Below are 14,111 nucleotides of genomic sequence, written 5' to 3'. Positions count from 1 at the left end.
GCAATATATAAATCAGAGGAAATAGATGTTTGTAATCAAAAGAAATAATAAAAAAGAAAGTGTTAAATTCGATAAAGTAACTGCACGTATAGAAAAATTATCCTACGGACTTAGTCCTCTTGTGAGTCCGGTCAATGTGGCCAAACGGGTAATAGAAGGGATCTATGACGGAGTCACGACGACGGAGCTGGACAATCTGGCTGCGGAAACGGCAGCTTCTTTCACCACCAAACATCCTGACTACGCACTGCTTGCCAGTAGAATTGCGGTCAGCAATCTTCATAAAAATACGGAAAAATCCTTTTACCAAACCATGAAAGCACTCTTCCAATACATAGATCCTAAAACGGGAAAACGAATGCCCTTACTTGCGGATGATGTTTGGGAGGTGATCGAAAAAAATGCGGAACTGCTAGATAGCACGATCATTTACGATAGGGATTTCGGATTTGATTATTTCGGATTCAAAACTTTAGAGAAATCCTATCTGCTTCGTTTGGACGGCAAAATCGTAGAACGACCCCAACATATGTACATGAGAGTCGCCGTAGGAATACATAAAGGCGATTTGGAAAATGTAATCAAAACATACAACCTAATGAGTGAAAGATGGTTCACTCATGCGACACCTACCCTATTCAATGCAGGAACTCCCAAACCGCAGATGAGCAGTTGTTTTCTCTTGACTATGAAAGACGATAGCATCGACGGGATCTACGATACATTGAAACAAACCGCAAAAATTTCCCAGAGCGCGGGAGGGATTGGACTTGCCATTCATAATATACGTGCCACGGGGTCCTATATCGGAGGAACGAACGGGACAAGCAACGGAATCATTCCCATGTTACGAGTGTTTAATGATACAGCCCGCTATGTGGATCAGGGAGGAGGAAAGAGAAAAGGTGCTTTTGCGGTTTATTTGGAACCATGGCATGCTGATATTTACCCTTTCCTCGACTTAAAAAAAAATCACGGTAAGGAAGAGATGCGGGCTCGGGATCTGTTTTACGCATTATGGATTTCCGATTTGTTTATGAAAAGGGTGGAAGCCGATGCGGAATGGAGTTTGTTTTGTCCGAATGAAGCACCGGGCTTAAGTGAAACCTGGGGAAAAGAATTTGAAGAACTATATGAAAGATATGAAAAGGAAGGCCGTGCCAGAACAAAAGTGAAGGCGCAAGATCTTTGGTTTACCATTTTGGAAGCACAAATCGAATCCGGCACACCTTATCTTCTTTATAAAGATGCTGCGAACGGAAAGAGCAACCAACAAAATCTGGGCACAATCAAATCCAGCAATCTATGTACCGAGATTATGGAATACACAAGTCCCGAGGAAGTCGCAGTATGCAATCTTGCTTCTCTCGCCTTACCGAAGTACGTCGTAAATGGTAAATTCGATCATACCAAACTTTACGAGATCACATACCAGGTAACAAAAAACCTGAACAAAATCATAGACGGAAATTATTACCCGATTGAAGAAGCAAAAACTTCCAATCTACGCCATCGTCCTGTCGGGATCGGAGTGCAAGGACTCGCAGACGTATTTATTTTACTCAGATTGCCTTTTGAAAGTGAAAAAGCCAAAGAACTCAATCGTGATATCTTTGAGACCATTTATTTTGCGGCAATGACCGCAAGCAAAGATTTGGCTGCGGAAGAAGGCGCTTATGAAACCTTTTCAGGTTCTCCGTTATCCGAAGGTAAGTTCCAATTCGATCTTTGGGATGCAAAACCGTCGGAACGTTGGGATTGGGAAAGTTTACGTAAAGAAGTGGTCAAACACGGAGCACGCAATTCACTTCTTGTTGCGCCTATGCCAACGGCATCTACTTCGCAAATACTAGGCAACAACGAATGTTTCGAACCTTATACCTCCAACATTTATTCCAGACGGGTGTTAAGCGGAGAGTTCATCATTGTCAACAAACACTTATTAAAAGATCTCGCGGAACTGGGGCTCTGGTCGAACGAAATGAAGAATAAAATAATCTCCGCCAACGGCTCAATCCAGAATATTCCTGAAATCCCGAAAGAAATTCAAGAACTTTATAAAACAGTTTGGGAGATCAAACAAAGAAGTATCATCGATATGGCTGCGGATAGAGGAGCCTTTATCTGTCAGTCTCAGTCATTGAATCTTTTTGTCGAAAATGCAACTCCATCCAAACTTACATCCATGCATTTTTATTCCTGGAAAAAAGGTTTAAAAACCGGAATGTATTATTTAAGAACCAAAGCGGCAGCGCAAGCCATTCAATTTACCGTGGAAGCAGACAAAGGAGAAGAGCTTTTATCAAGACTCATACCTGTTGCAAAACAATCTCCCAAACAAGAAAACAATACGGATGATATCAATCCTGAATTTGTAGGAGAAACATGTACAATGGAAGAAGGTTGTATCGTCTGCGGCAGTTAGATTATCGGTAAATCATAATATTCCTTTTGTTGGTTGAATTGCCAATAAAAGGAACTGACAGATCATGAAATATGAAACAAGTTATTTCAAAAAACCGAAATATTTGCCCGGGTGTTAGCGATGGATTTAGACCCAACTTCTTCTCAGAAAGTTAAGTTCAGAATATTGTGATATTCTATTCATAAAATAATTTTTTAATTCTTTTTCATTCAGACAATTCGATAAAATCAAATGGCTGTAAGTCCACGGAAATAGGCGTCGGAGACAGCAGATTGCTATTATTCTTCGTATCATACATACTGACACCGGGTCTTTCAAATTCCTTGTTACCTACATAAAGAATCCCATCCCTTGCAATCAAAAGAGAAGATAAGCTGGCATCCGTAGACGTCGGAATGGAAAGGAGAGTATTTAATTTCTGACCGGTGGAGGGATTAAAAACCTGTAAGGTTTTATTGAAGGAAGCATCCAATACACTCGCATAACCAATATTATCATCTGCAACTTGAACGGCAAGTATGTCTCCTCCCGCCGTTTTTTCATCATACAATACTCTGGATAGAAAAGTCTTAGAGGACAGACGAAAAGCAGTCACTCCCCCATCCATAGCACTCAGGAAACCCAAACGATTGGCAGTCGCAAAGACCAAATGATCTTCTCCGAATATTTTGACAAACTGGGGTTTTCCCAACGGATTGGGCACGGGAAATTCAAAAGTTCCTACCACCTGATTTGACGTCATATCGATTTCCACAAGAAGCGAACTTCCATAAGGTGGATAATAACCGCTAGGATCATTCCGGTCCAATCTTTGCAGACATACATAAAGGCTATTGCCCACACTGATCATTCCTGCCATCTCAGGCAACCCGTCAGGATTAGGACTTTGTTCCGAATAAGATCCCAGATCAATGTTACCTATGACCGATCCGGTTTCCGAATGAAAGATTCTTAAAAATCGGGATCCGTACAAACTGACGAATGCTTTGGACTGACCGACTGATAGACTGATATCCTGAGGATTCGTCGCTTCGCCTACGGACCATTCGCTGATCGTTTGATAACTTAAATTCGGGTCCAATACCTGAATGCTATCTTTCCCCAGACGATTGACCACATATACTTTGCCGTTTTGAAAACGAGCGACCGCGTCCGAATGAATCGGAGTGAGTCCGGGATACGAAGATTTCAACTCGGGGCTCAATACCTTAAACCGGCCCCCTCCCCCGAAATCCGTCGTCACAATACCTATATTAGTCGGTATATTGGAAACTAAGAATAAAGTCCATATAGGAGGTCTTTTCAAGTCGGAACAGAATAGAAAATTTCCGAGTAAGATAAAATAAAATCCGGAAAGAATATTCTTTTTCATCAGAATCTACCACTCAAAGTGACATGCCAATTCCTTCCGGGAAGAGGATAGCCGACGATATCCTCCACTCTTTTGTCTCCTAGATTTCTGAAATCGAAACTTAGGAGGAGCTCCTGGATGCCGGAATTCTTTTTCTGATCTTGTGTTCCATCCGAAATGGCATCGGCTTCTTTCTGATAAAGGACTTGAGTATAGTAGAAATTCCAAATTTGTCTCGATGGCTGGTAATTCACATACTCATTGGTTCTATCTTTGAATACCGCACCGACATACACTCCCTCCACACCTAACTCCCATTTATCTGTTTTATAGGCAACAGTGGTTGCAAGTTCATGAAGAGGACGAAGAGGAAGGGTTCTTCCATTGAGATACAATGCCTGAGAAGTATTGATCGCTTTTTGATATGTATAGTCAAATACCAATTTCCAACGTTTGTATTCCGTTTTTTGAGAGACTTCCACACCGTCGATCTTTGCCGAATCAACATTTTCCGGCCGTAAAGTGAATTGAGAATTCGGTAAAAATAGAATCATATCCTGGATCCGTCTTCTAAAATAAGAAACACTGGTTTGCGATTTCAAGTCCTTCTGCGAATAACGGAGTACAGCGCCTCCGTCTATATTATGACTTTTTTCAGGCTTCAATTTTTCATTGGGAAGTATCGTTCCCACTTCACCGAATAATTCCAAAAAACTGGGAATACGATTTTGTTTGGCAATATTTCCCTTTATATCAAATCCCCAATTTGCATTATCGACGATCTTAATCAATAATCCCGCTTTCGGATTTGTAAACGCGGTTTTTTTATCTCCCGAAGCAAAGGGATTTTCTCTCCTGTACCAAGGTTCGTCCGATTGAAATCGATCCAGATAATTTTCCCAAGCGATTCCGGGCGTAAGAATCAACTTGTCCTTAAATAACCTGATTTCGTCTTCGATTCGTAAGGTGGTGTAATTACGAAATTTTTCCGGCTCATATTTCAAATCGATATTAGTGACGGTGCTTCTGGATCTTTCGAAAGATTCTTTTTCTATCCCTGCGTGAATTCTAAGAATTTGAAAATAGTCCAATAGATAAAAAGTAGGTATGATATGACCGCCAAACTGGCGCATATTGGTAGTGGAGTTGGGAGTTCCGCTGGAAAATTCCGATTTAGGATCATATAAATTGTCGTCCGAAAAAGATCCGAATACCCTTGTTTCCAATTGCAAAATTCCCCCGAACAAACCTTTCGTATTGGTTGTGAGAGAAGAAGTATTGCGTAAGTATTTTCTATGCACTTGTCTCGTTTGGTTGGAAGCAGCACCAGGGATTCCGTGCATTCTGTAATTCAAGTCGTTCCAAAATTTGATTTTTGTTTTTCCAATTTCTCCGTCCAGACCGACCATACCGGAAGAACGTTCGTACTGCGCGTTTTTTCTCCGATCAATCGTATCGTCCAACGGGTTGACAAGTATGGTTCCATGAGGATTCAAATAGGGAAAGTTTTGATCCGACTTTTCTCCCAGAAAAAACAGGCTGGTTCCAATGCCTCCGTAAGTCGCTGAATGGGCAATTGACGACTTACCTGTGTTATAGCTTCCTCCTCCGAGATTGATTCTGGTTTTAGGAGGACCACCCGGAGCTCGGGTTACCAGATTCACACTTCCTCCGATCACAGAGCCAGTGAAACCTACGGGCGCGCCGCTTCTGTAAACTTCCACAGATTGAAGATTTTCGAAAGGTAAGTCCGCTAAATTAACCTCCCCTCCTTGGGTGTTATTGAAAGGAACTCCGTCTATATAAATTCTGGATTGATTCGGGTTCGTGCCCCTGAGAGAAAGTGTGGAATAAGACCCGAGCCCTCCATACCTTCTGATTCTTACACCTGCCTCTCTTTCCAACACATCGGGAAGGCTCGTGTAACGGGATTTATATTGGTCAAGGTCGATTGAGGTTTGAAACCCTGTAGGGTTTTTTCTGAAATTTTCGGGAGTATCTTTACTTTCCGTTTTTCCGACGACTTCAATCGGCTTATCTTCTTTTTTTTCAGGCGTAGTTTGCGAAAGAATGTCCGAAGAGACAAAAAATAAGAATAGTATCGGGAAAATATATAAAACACATCCATATAATCGCTGTAATGTTATATAACCCGTCTTCTCTTTTTTTAAAAACAAAACTCTCTCCCGACGTTAGGGAGAAACATCAGGAAAAACCGCCTTTTCTCGTTCATAAGGCAAATCGAATTTCCTGTCTGGTGCTAACTCCCGAAAACCTGACAACTAAGAACTGTTTGTGGGTAGGTATTCTGGCTAGCACCAATGTAAAACGCCTTCCCGTCATGGACAGTGGCAATATGTCTTACACTTATAAAGGTGATTACAGCTGCGGGTACAGCTCCGGTTTTTCATCGGATTCCCTTTCCCAAAAGTTCTATACCCAGAATTTAGAAACTTATCTGGGAGGCAATCATTAGTTCGCCGGAAGGATGAGTGTATGAATCGAATCCCGAACTACTTCTGTCTGTTTGCAATCAAAACGGATTCAATTGAAGTTTTCATTTTAGGGAAAAATTTCACAAACTCGAACAAAGGATTTAACCAACCGCAAGTGATGCAATAGTAAGAAGAAAAAGGAGGAGTATGATGCAAAGAATGCATGGTTTTGGGTAGGATCATACCGGAAATCTGTAACACCCGAATCCAACGTGGGGGATTTTCCAGATGAGCCCATTTATGAAATTGATTGGTGAAAACTACGGAAGTCACGGAAAAAAGAAAAGAGAAAGAAACCCAAACGGACAAACCATCGGAAACAAAATAATAAATTCCCATAACAGGCAAAACCACCAAACAAGTATTCCCGTTTGTTTCGAAAAAATCATGTTTTGTGATATCGGAAGGATCGGTATGATGCATTCGAAATGGTTGGATAAATGCTGGGCCAAAATATGCGGTTTCCTCGTCTCCGAAGTTATCGCATAAAAAATGAACCATTCCCGATAGAAAATCAGCAAAAATATACCCGGTGCCCAGACTAAGAATCAGATAAGCAGAAGACATCCAAGGCTTTTCCGCCAAGGAAACAACAAACAATGGAAGTGCCTTGTTCACGAGAAAAGCCAAACCGATGAGAAAAAGGAATACGGAACAGATTTCCAATTTTCGATGAAGATTCATAATCTCATAAAAAGAGTTTTGATTTTTTTACTGCAATAAATTTCCTAAAGAGGAAAAACGATTTTTTCAAATCCAAAATCATCTCCATCCCCGAAAGTTTTATCTACTCTAAGGATGGGAGTATGCAACAGAAAAGTTAGCTAAAACTATTACGAATGGAAGAAGTGTAATCCTGCAAAGCTTTGACGCATTGCGCGCGATTTTTTCCGTTTTCCTCGATGATTCTTTGTACGGCGGAACCGATGATGATCCCATCCGCATAATGGGCGATTTGCGAAGCCTGTTCCGGAGTGGAAATTCCAAATCCCGCGCAAATGGGAAGATTCAAAATCCCTTTCAGGAATTTAATTCTTTCTTCCAAATCAACGGAAAATTCCCGTCTTTCTCCTGTTACACCAAAAGAGGTGACGTAATAAATAAATCCCGAAGAAGTTTTTTTCATCATTTGAATCCTGGACTTTACGGTCGCAGGTGTGATCAAATGAATCAAATCCATATCCCTCTTTGCAAGCTCTCGGAAAAGAAATTCGCTCTCTTCCGTATCGAAAGGCAAATCGGGAATCACAAGTCCTTCGATGCCGGATGCTTTCGCTTGATTTAAAAAAGATTCGATTCCACATCGATAGATAGGATTGAAATAAGTCAGATAAACCAAAGGGGTTTCAGGCCGATGTTCGTGGATCGCCTTTGTGACCGAAAATAATTTCTCAAATGAAAAAGGATTTTTAAGTGCACGTGCGTCAGCTCTTTGTATTACAGGGCCGTCTGCAACCGGATCGGAAAAAGGAATCCCCAATTCCAAAATATTGGCTCCGGATTCCAAGATGGCTTTTCCGTATTCGACGGATGCATCGTAATCCGGATCTCCTAAAGTAAAAAAAGGAATATAAACGGACTGAACCGATTTGGTCTCAAAATATGTTTTAATCTTACTCAAACCGTTTCCTCTCCCAAAAGTCGCAGAACTTCAGTTACATCCTTGTCCCCTCTTCCCGAAAGGCAGATTATGATATCCTTTTTCTTTCCCAATTTTTTTGCAACGTCCTTGGCTACATGAAAGGCATGTGCAGTTTCCAAAGCGGGAATGATTCCTTCGGTCCGGCTTATTTCCAAGAAGGAAGCTAACGCTTCTTCGTCGGTGACTTGGCGGTATTCCACCCGATTGGTTTCTGCCAAATGAGCATGTTCCGGACCTACTCCGGGATAATCCAATCCTGCCGATACGGAATGGGCGGGAACGATCTGACCGAAATCATCCTGAATGATAAGAGTTTTTGTTCCGTGCAAAAATCCGGTTTTTCCATAAGTGATCGTCGCAGAATGTTGTCCCGGTTTGGAACCGAGTCCGCCAGCTTCCGCACCGAATATTTTGACTGATTTGTCTTTTAAAAACGGCGCAAACATTCCAATCGCGTTGGAACCGCCGCCTACGCAAGCAACGATCGCATCAGGCAAAGATTTGTTTTCTTTTTTGAATTGTTTGCGCGCTTCCGTTCCAATCACGGTTTGCAAATCACGAACAATCGTCGGAAAAGGATGAGGTCCGATCGCCGAACCTACTATATAATGAGTTGTAGATACATTCAAAGCCCAGTCTCTCATCGCTTCGCTGGTTGCTTCTTTCAAAGTTGCTTCTCCCGACGTGACTGGAAGAATTTTGGCACCTAACATTTGTATTTTTTTTGCGTTCAAGTTTTGTCTTTTGACATCCACTTCGCCCATATAGACGACGGTTTCAAGTCCGAACATGGCGCCTACGGTCGCAGTCGCCAAACCATGTTGACCCGCTCCCGTTTCCGCGATGATTCTCTTTTTTCCCATATAACGCGCGATAAGGGCTTGTCCGATGGCATTATTGATTTTATGTGCGCCTGTGTGATTCAGATCTTCCCGTTTCAACCACACTCTGGCACCACCCCAATGTTTTGTTAGGTGTTCAGCATAAGTCAAAGGGGAAGGTCTTCCTACGTAATTCTTCAAATAGTAGGAAAGCTCCTTTTGGAATTTTTTATTTTTCCGAAGTTTCGAATAAGTCGCCTCCAGTTCTTCCAACGCTTCCGTCAAAATCTCCGGCGAGTAACGACCACCAAATTCTCCGAAATAACCAACTCGATCACGTGCCATAATTTCCAAATGTACAGATTGGTTTTTAAGGGAAACTGCCTTTTGAAATTCAGGATTTTCAGGAGAAGTTGGGCGCCTTATCCGGCTCTCCGCTCCAATCTTTCCCTAACGGGAAAGGATTTCCGCTGTGATCCGGGGCGTGGGGAATTAAATTTCGTTGTTGGGGATGGGATTCATTCCCGTTGGACTGGTTGCATTTTGGAAGATATATGAGAAAAGGATGGCGGCGGACAAGAGGTGAAATAAGATACTAGACCATCCCCGCCCTATCGACATTGGGTGGGGTTTCCACCCGCCACCCAATGGCTCCCGTTTATCACGCCACACTCGCAAACGCGAGCTGATTTCCGGATTTTACCTTTTTTCTTTGGAAAAGTTCGCCTTTTTGCCTGCTTAAGTCAACTTAGCCGCCAATTCCTTCCTTAAGTTTTCCAAAAGGGCCTTCACTTCGGTGACGAAATTCTCTTCCGTAGTGAAATTATGAGTCGTTTCTTCCATCGTCTTCCGATTGAGTATCGTGATTTCATTCTTCTCAAGAAACCCTTTACCAATTGTTAGTCGAACTGGGAATCCAATCAATTCGGAATCTTTGAACTTGAATCCGGGACCAAGATCGCGGTCGTCCCACAGCACTTCCACCCCGCTTGCTTTCAATGCGGAATAGATCTTTTCGATTTTGGAGATGTCTTCGGGATTTTTCGCAATACTCACCAAACATACTTCGAAAGGTGCGATTGAGATCGGCCAATAAATTCCTTTATCATCATTGCATTGTTCGATGACGGTCGCCATACAGCGATTAATTCCAATTCCGTAACAACCCATGGTCGTGGTAGTTGCCTTCCCTTTGTCATTCAAAACCGTGATATCGAATGCTTTTGAGTATTTCTGCCCCAGTTTGAAAATATGACCTACCTCGATTCCTTTTTCCGCCTTGAGAGGAGAATTGCAATTCGGACAAGGATCGCCCGGAAGACTCTGAGAAAGATCCAAAACTTGAACTTCATCAGACTTAAAATATTTCGATAAAACAACACCTTTTTTATGTTTGTCGAACTCATTTGCACCCGAAACATAAGCTTCGTTCCAATCCGCCAAACTATCAACAAGCACTAACAAGTCTTTCGACGGAACAAATCCCGGTCCGATAAATCCAGCCACCAAACCTACTTGAGTGAGTTCCGTCTGAGACATTGGTCGCAGTTCATTTGTATTCAAATGATTCTTCAGCTTATTCTCGTTTAACTCCCGTTCTCCTCTTAAAAAAACCAAAACGTATTTTCCGTCACAAGACAAAGCAACTGCTTTCAGACAATTCTCGGGACGAATCGAAAGAAAGTTAGCAACATCCGTAATGGACTTCTGTCCGGGAGTTTCAACAACCGCTTCCTCTTCTTTTTTAGGATTCGGATTTTTTACAACTACTACAGGTGTTTTTTCTATATTACCCGAATAACCGCAAGAATCGCAAAGAGTGAGAGTTTCTTCTCCTATGGGAGACACTACCATAAATTCTTCCGAAGCGGAACCACCCATATTTCCTGAGTCAGCTTGCACAGGGATCGTAGTCAATCCCAACCTAGCAAAGATTCTGCGGTAAGTCGTCCGCATCTTTTGGTAAGTTCGATCCAGAGAATCGTCATCCAAATGAAAGGAATAAGCATCCTTCATAGTAAACTCGCGCGAACGGATCACTCCGAAACGCGGACGGATTTCATCTCTGAATTTAGTATGAATCTGATATACATTGATCGGCAGATCCTTATAAGAGCGAACCATGGGCTTTACCAAAACACAGAACGATTCTTCATGGGTGGGTCCAAGACAACTCTCGCTGTCGTGACGATCTCTCAAGCGAAACATTTCTTTGCCCATTTTGTCCCAACGTCCCGACTCTTTCCAAATCTCACTCGGTGTCAGAATCGGAAGTTGAAATTCAAGTGCGCTAGCAGCATCCATTTCTTCCCGAACGATACCTTCGATTTTTTTCAAAATCCTCAAGCCCAAAGGCAAATAACTGTAAAGTCCGGAAGAAGATTTACGAACAAGGCCTGCACGTAACATCAATTTGTGGGAAGCGACAACCGCGTCCTGTGGATCGTCTTTGGTGGTGGGAATTAGATAAGAACTAGCCTTCATTTTTTAAGAATATACCTTTATACATATTAAAAGAAACGCATTACATCATTGAACGAAACAAATAGTCCTAGTCCGATGAGAAAGAAAAAACCAACTCTGAAAATCGCTTCAATCGCTTTGCGGGGAAGAGGTCTTCCCGTAATCGCTTCATAAGCATAGAGTACGATGTGTCCTCCGTCAGCCATAGGAATCGGAAGAAGATTCATTACCATAAGCGCCAATGAAATTTTTGCAACAAAGTCCAAGTAAGTTGCCCAACCGTATTCCAAACTGATCCCGGCAAATTGGACAATTCCGATAGGACCAGAAAGATTATCTTTAGGAGAAAGAAATCCCGAGAATAATAGTTTAATCCCCGTTAGGGTCATGGCAACGTAATCATAAACTTTTTTAGAGGACGAAACAAATGCAGTAACGACACCCGTTTCTCTTTCCATTTGCTCCGCTTGAAATTTCATGGAAGGACGAAATCCCAAAAGCCCGATCGGCTTCAGATGGAGCTCGGAAGAATATTTCATATTCCCGACCCAGATATTTTTCCGGACATTTCCTTCTTTTTGAAAATACGAAATCAAATCATTTGCATGAGCGAAACTCCTATCTTCAATTTTCAAATTGGAAAGTCGGTTTTCAATCTCCGGATCATAACTATCCAATCTCAAATAAGGAACATTCAACTCAGGGAAGTTAGGATGTTTCGTATCTATAAATTCGAATACTTCTGCTCCGAGAACAGGAATATTAACAGTAGTTAGTTCCGTTGCCCAGGGAGTGAGAAGAGGATATGTTTTCCGATCCACTAAAACAGGAATGGTTTCATTCTGATGTTTACCAAGTTCCGCTTGCAGATCAGGGATGGTATAAACATCCGCACCGCCTACTTTTAAAATCACATCCCCGTCTTTTAAATATTTCAAGGCGCGCTTGCGAAGACCTTGTTCCCTTTCCGCACGTTCTCTCTTTTTCAAGTATTCTTCCGGGATCTCGTCTTTCTTCTCTTCGATGATTCCTTGAAAGTATTCGGAGGACTTGTCTTCGTTGTCCAATATGCTTGCAAGTGCATGGCCGGCTTGTTCGGCATAAGTAAACGTAGCGACCACCCTTCTTTCTCCGAACGGTTCTACTCCGATGGTAGGTCGTCCTCCCGCAGAATAAAGGTTAGGAACGATTTCCAAATTTCCTTTCTTACCTTCTCTCTCATATTCCAATTGAATGGGATCGCCGGTAGTAAGGCTGATGTTTGCAAAAATATCCTCAAAGTTTTCCGTTTTTTTTCCGTTCACGGAAAGGATGCGGTCTCCTGTACGAAGCCCTGCCAAATAGGCGGGGGAATTGATCTGATTGGAAGCTTCGATAAAAATCCGATTGGAAGCCGGGCTATCTCCCGAAAGATCCAGGATAAACAACAAAAGGAAACCTAACACTAAATTTGCGAACGGTCCGCCGAGTACGGGAATCATACGTTTCAAAGGAGGAGTTCCTAGAAGTTCTCCCGGACGACCACGTAGTTTTTTAGCGTAATCGTCTCCACGAAAAAGCACATAACCTCCGATAGGGATTGCCGTGATTTGATAAATGGTTTTACCGATTCTTTTTTTCCAAATTCCTTTTCCGTAACCGAGAGAAAAGATACGGGCTTCCACTCCGACGAGCTTGCCGCAAAGAAGATGTCCCAACTCATGAATAAAGATGGAAACAGCTAACATCAATACTGCGCCTAAAATTAGAATGATCATGCATGTACTCCTTTTAGGTACTTTTTGTTTACAAACGATCTGGCTTCCTGATCCTTTTCGTAAAATCCATCCCAGTCTTCGGGATATGTAATCACCAGTTCATTTAAAGTTTCTTCGATAATACGGGGAATCTGAACGAAAGGAATCTTTTCCTCCAAGAACAGGGAAACCGCGGCTTCATTCGCAGCATTAAAAATAGCCGGAGCCGCGCCACCCGTTCTACCTGCTTGAAACGCAATCGCCAATGCGGGATAACGATTCGGATCGGGACTTCTAAAACTCAGATTTTTCCAGGAATGAGGTTTTCTATCGGTTAAAAGTTTAGGTGTCTTGTGTGGATAGAATAACGCGTGTGCTACGGGATAAATCATATCAGGATGACTGGTGTATTGCAAACAGGCTCCGTCCGTAGTTTCTATGATTCCATGAGTCAAAGATTCAGGATGGATCACCACTTCAATCTGATCGTAGGAAAACCCGAAAAGAAAATGTGCTTCAATCACTTCCAAACCTTTATTCACAAGACCTGCGGAATCTACAGTGATCTTCGGACCCATAGACCAGGTAGGATGGTTTAATGCCTGCTTGATGGAAACATTCGGTAACTCTTCGATTGGCAGATCACGAAACGATCCGCCGGAAGCGGTAAGAGTGATGGCACGGATATTATTCCGTTCTTCTTTTTCCAACAACTGAAACAGTGCATTGTGTTCGGAATCTACTGGCACCATACTTACGCCATATTCTTTCACCAAACGATTGATATAGGGTCCGAAAGTGACCAAGGTTTCTTTATTCGCAATTGCGATTTTTTTCTTTGCTTTAATGGCAGTGATCGTAGGCAAAGCACCTGCGGCTCCTACGATGGCAGTAACCACGGTATCGACTGCAGCAAGGGAAACAATCTCGTCAAGGCCAGCAGAACCGTAAACAATATATGTTCCGTTTTTTTTGTCCCCCCAAACTCCGGTTTGTTTTTCATCCGTGATGCAAACAAAATCGGGATGAAACTCATCCATCAATTCCAAAGCGAGTTTGGTATTGCTATGAACACTAAAGGATACAAGTCGAAAACTCTCAGGGAAATTCTTAAGAACTTTTAGAGTCGATGCTCCAACCGAACCGGAAATCCCAAGAACAGAAATACCAATCATTGG

Annotated in this window: 9 protein-coding genes and 1 riboswitch; of the genes, 1 reads left to right on the top strand and 8 read right to left on the bottom strand. The window is 42.3% G+C overall.

Translation table 11 applies throughout. The features are described from left to right. Positions 1 to 25 precede the first annotated feature (25 nt). Positions 26 to 2,425, top strand: a complete 2,400-nt coding sequence (locus EHS11_RS18485) for a ribonucleoside-diphosphate reductase subunit alpha (protein ID WP_135765833.1) — start codon at positions 26 to 28, stop codon at positions 2,423 to 2,425. Between the two features lie 205 nt (positions 2,426 to 2,630). Here the strand turns inward: EHS11_RS18485 and EHS11_RS18480 are convergent, their stop codons facing one another. The 8 genes from EHS11_RS18480 to dxr form a co-directional block, all read right to left on the bottom strand. Then, positions 2,631 to 3,797 carry a YncE family protein gene (locus EHS11_RS18480; protein ID WP_135765832.1) on the bottom strand — a complete coding sequence of 389 codons (1,167 nt, stop codon included), beginning with the start codon at positions 3,795 to 3,797 and terminating at the stop codon, positions 2,631 to 2,633. Further along, positions 3,797 to 5,923 (bottom strand): TonB-dependent receptor plug domain-containing protein, encoded by a 2,127-nt coding sequence (locus tag EHS11_RS18475; RefSeq protein WP_425460603.1) that lies wholly within the window; start codon positions 5,921 to 5,923, stop codon positions 3,797 to 3,799. The genes EHS11_RS18480 and EHS11_RS18475 overlap by 1 nt, the downstream gene beginning before the upstream one ends. Positions 5,924 to 6,057: 134 nt before the next feature. Further along, positions 6,058 to 6,234, bottom strand: a riboswitch (cobalamin riboswitch). A 55-nt stretch (positions 6,235 to 6,289) separates the two neighbouring features. After that, entirely contained in the window at positions 6,290 to 6,955 is a 666-nt protein-coding gene (locus tag EHS11_RS18470) for a fatty acid desaturase CarF family protein (RefSeq protein WP_135765831.1), read from the bottom strand. A 136-nt stretch (positions 6,956 to 7,091) separates the two neighbouring features. Then, positions 7,092 to 7,892, bottom strand: a complete 801-nt coding sequence (gene trpA, locus EHS11_RS18465) for a tryptophan synthase subunit alpha (RefSeq protein WP_135765830.1) — start codon at positions 7,890 to 7,892, stop codon at positions 7,092 to 7,094. Continuing rightward, a complete protein-coding gene (trpB, locus tag EHS11_RS18460; protein WP_135765829.1) occupies positions 7,889 to 9,079 on the bottom strand; it encodes a tryptophan synthase subunit beta in 1,191 nt (396 codons plus the stop codon). The genes trpA and trpB overlap by 4 nt, the downstream gene beginning before the upstream one ends. A 393-nt stretch (positions 9,080 to 9,472) precedes the next feature. After that, a complete protein-coding gene (locus EHS11_RS18455; protein ID WP_135765828.1) occupies positions 9,473 to 11,218 on the bottom strand; it encodes a proline--tRNA ligase in 1,746 nt (581 codons plus the stop codon). A 26-nt stretch (positions 11,219 to 11,244) separates the two neighbouring features. Further along, positions 11,245 to 12,954, bottom strand: a complete 1,710-nt coding sequence (locus tag EHS11_RS18450) for a site-2 protease family protein (protein ID WP_167884487.1) — start codon at positions 12,952 to 12,954, stop codon at positions 11,245 to 11,247. Next, entirely contained in the window at positions 12,951 to 14,108 is a 1,158-nt protein-coding gene (dxr, locus tag EHS11_RS18445; RefSeq protein ID WP_135765827.1) for a 1-deoxy-D-xylulose-5-phosphate reductoisomerase, read from the bottom strand. The genes EHS11_RS18450 and dxr overlap by 4 nt, the downstream gene beginning before the upstream one ends. Positions 14,109 to 14,111: the final 3 nt, after the last annotated feature.

It is taken from the genome of Leptospira ilyithenensis, assembly GCF_004771005.1.
Classification (GTDB): Bacteria; Spirochaetota; Leptospiria; order Leptospirales; family Leptospiraceae; genus Leptospira_A; species Leptospira_A ilyithenensis.
Note: the sequence above shows the minus strand (reverse complement) of the source record. Positions and strands in the feature narration are given on the sequence as shown.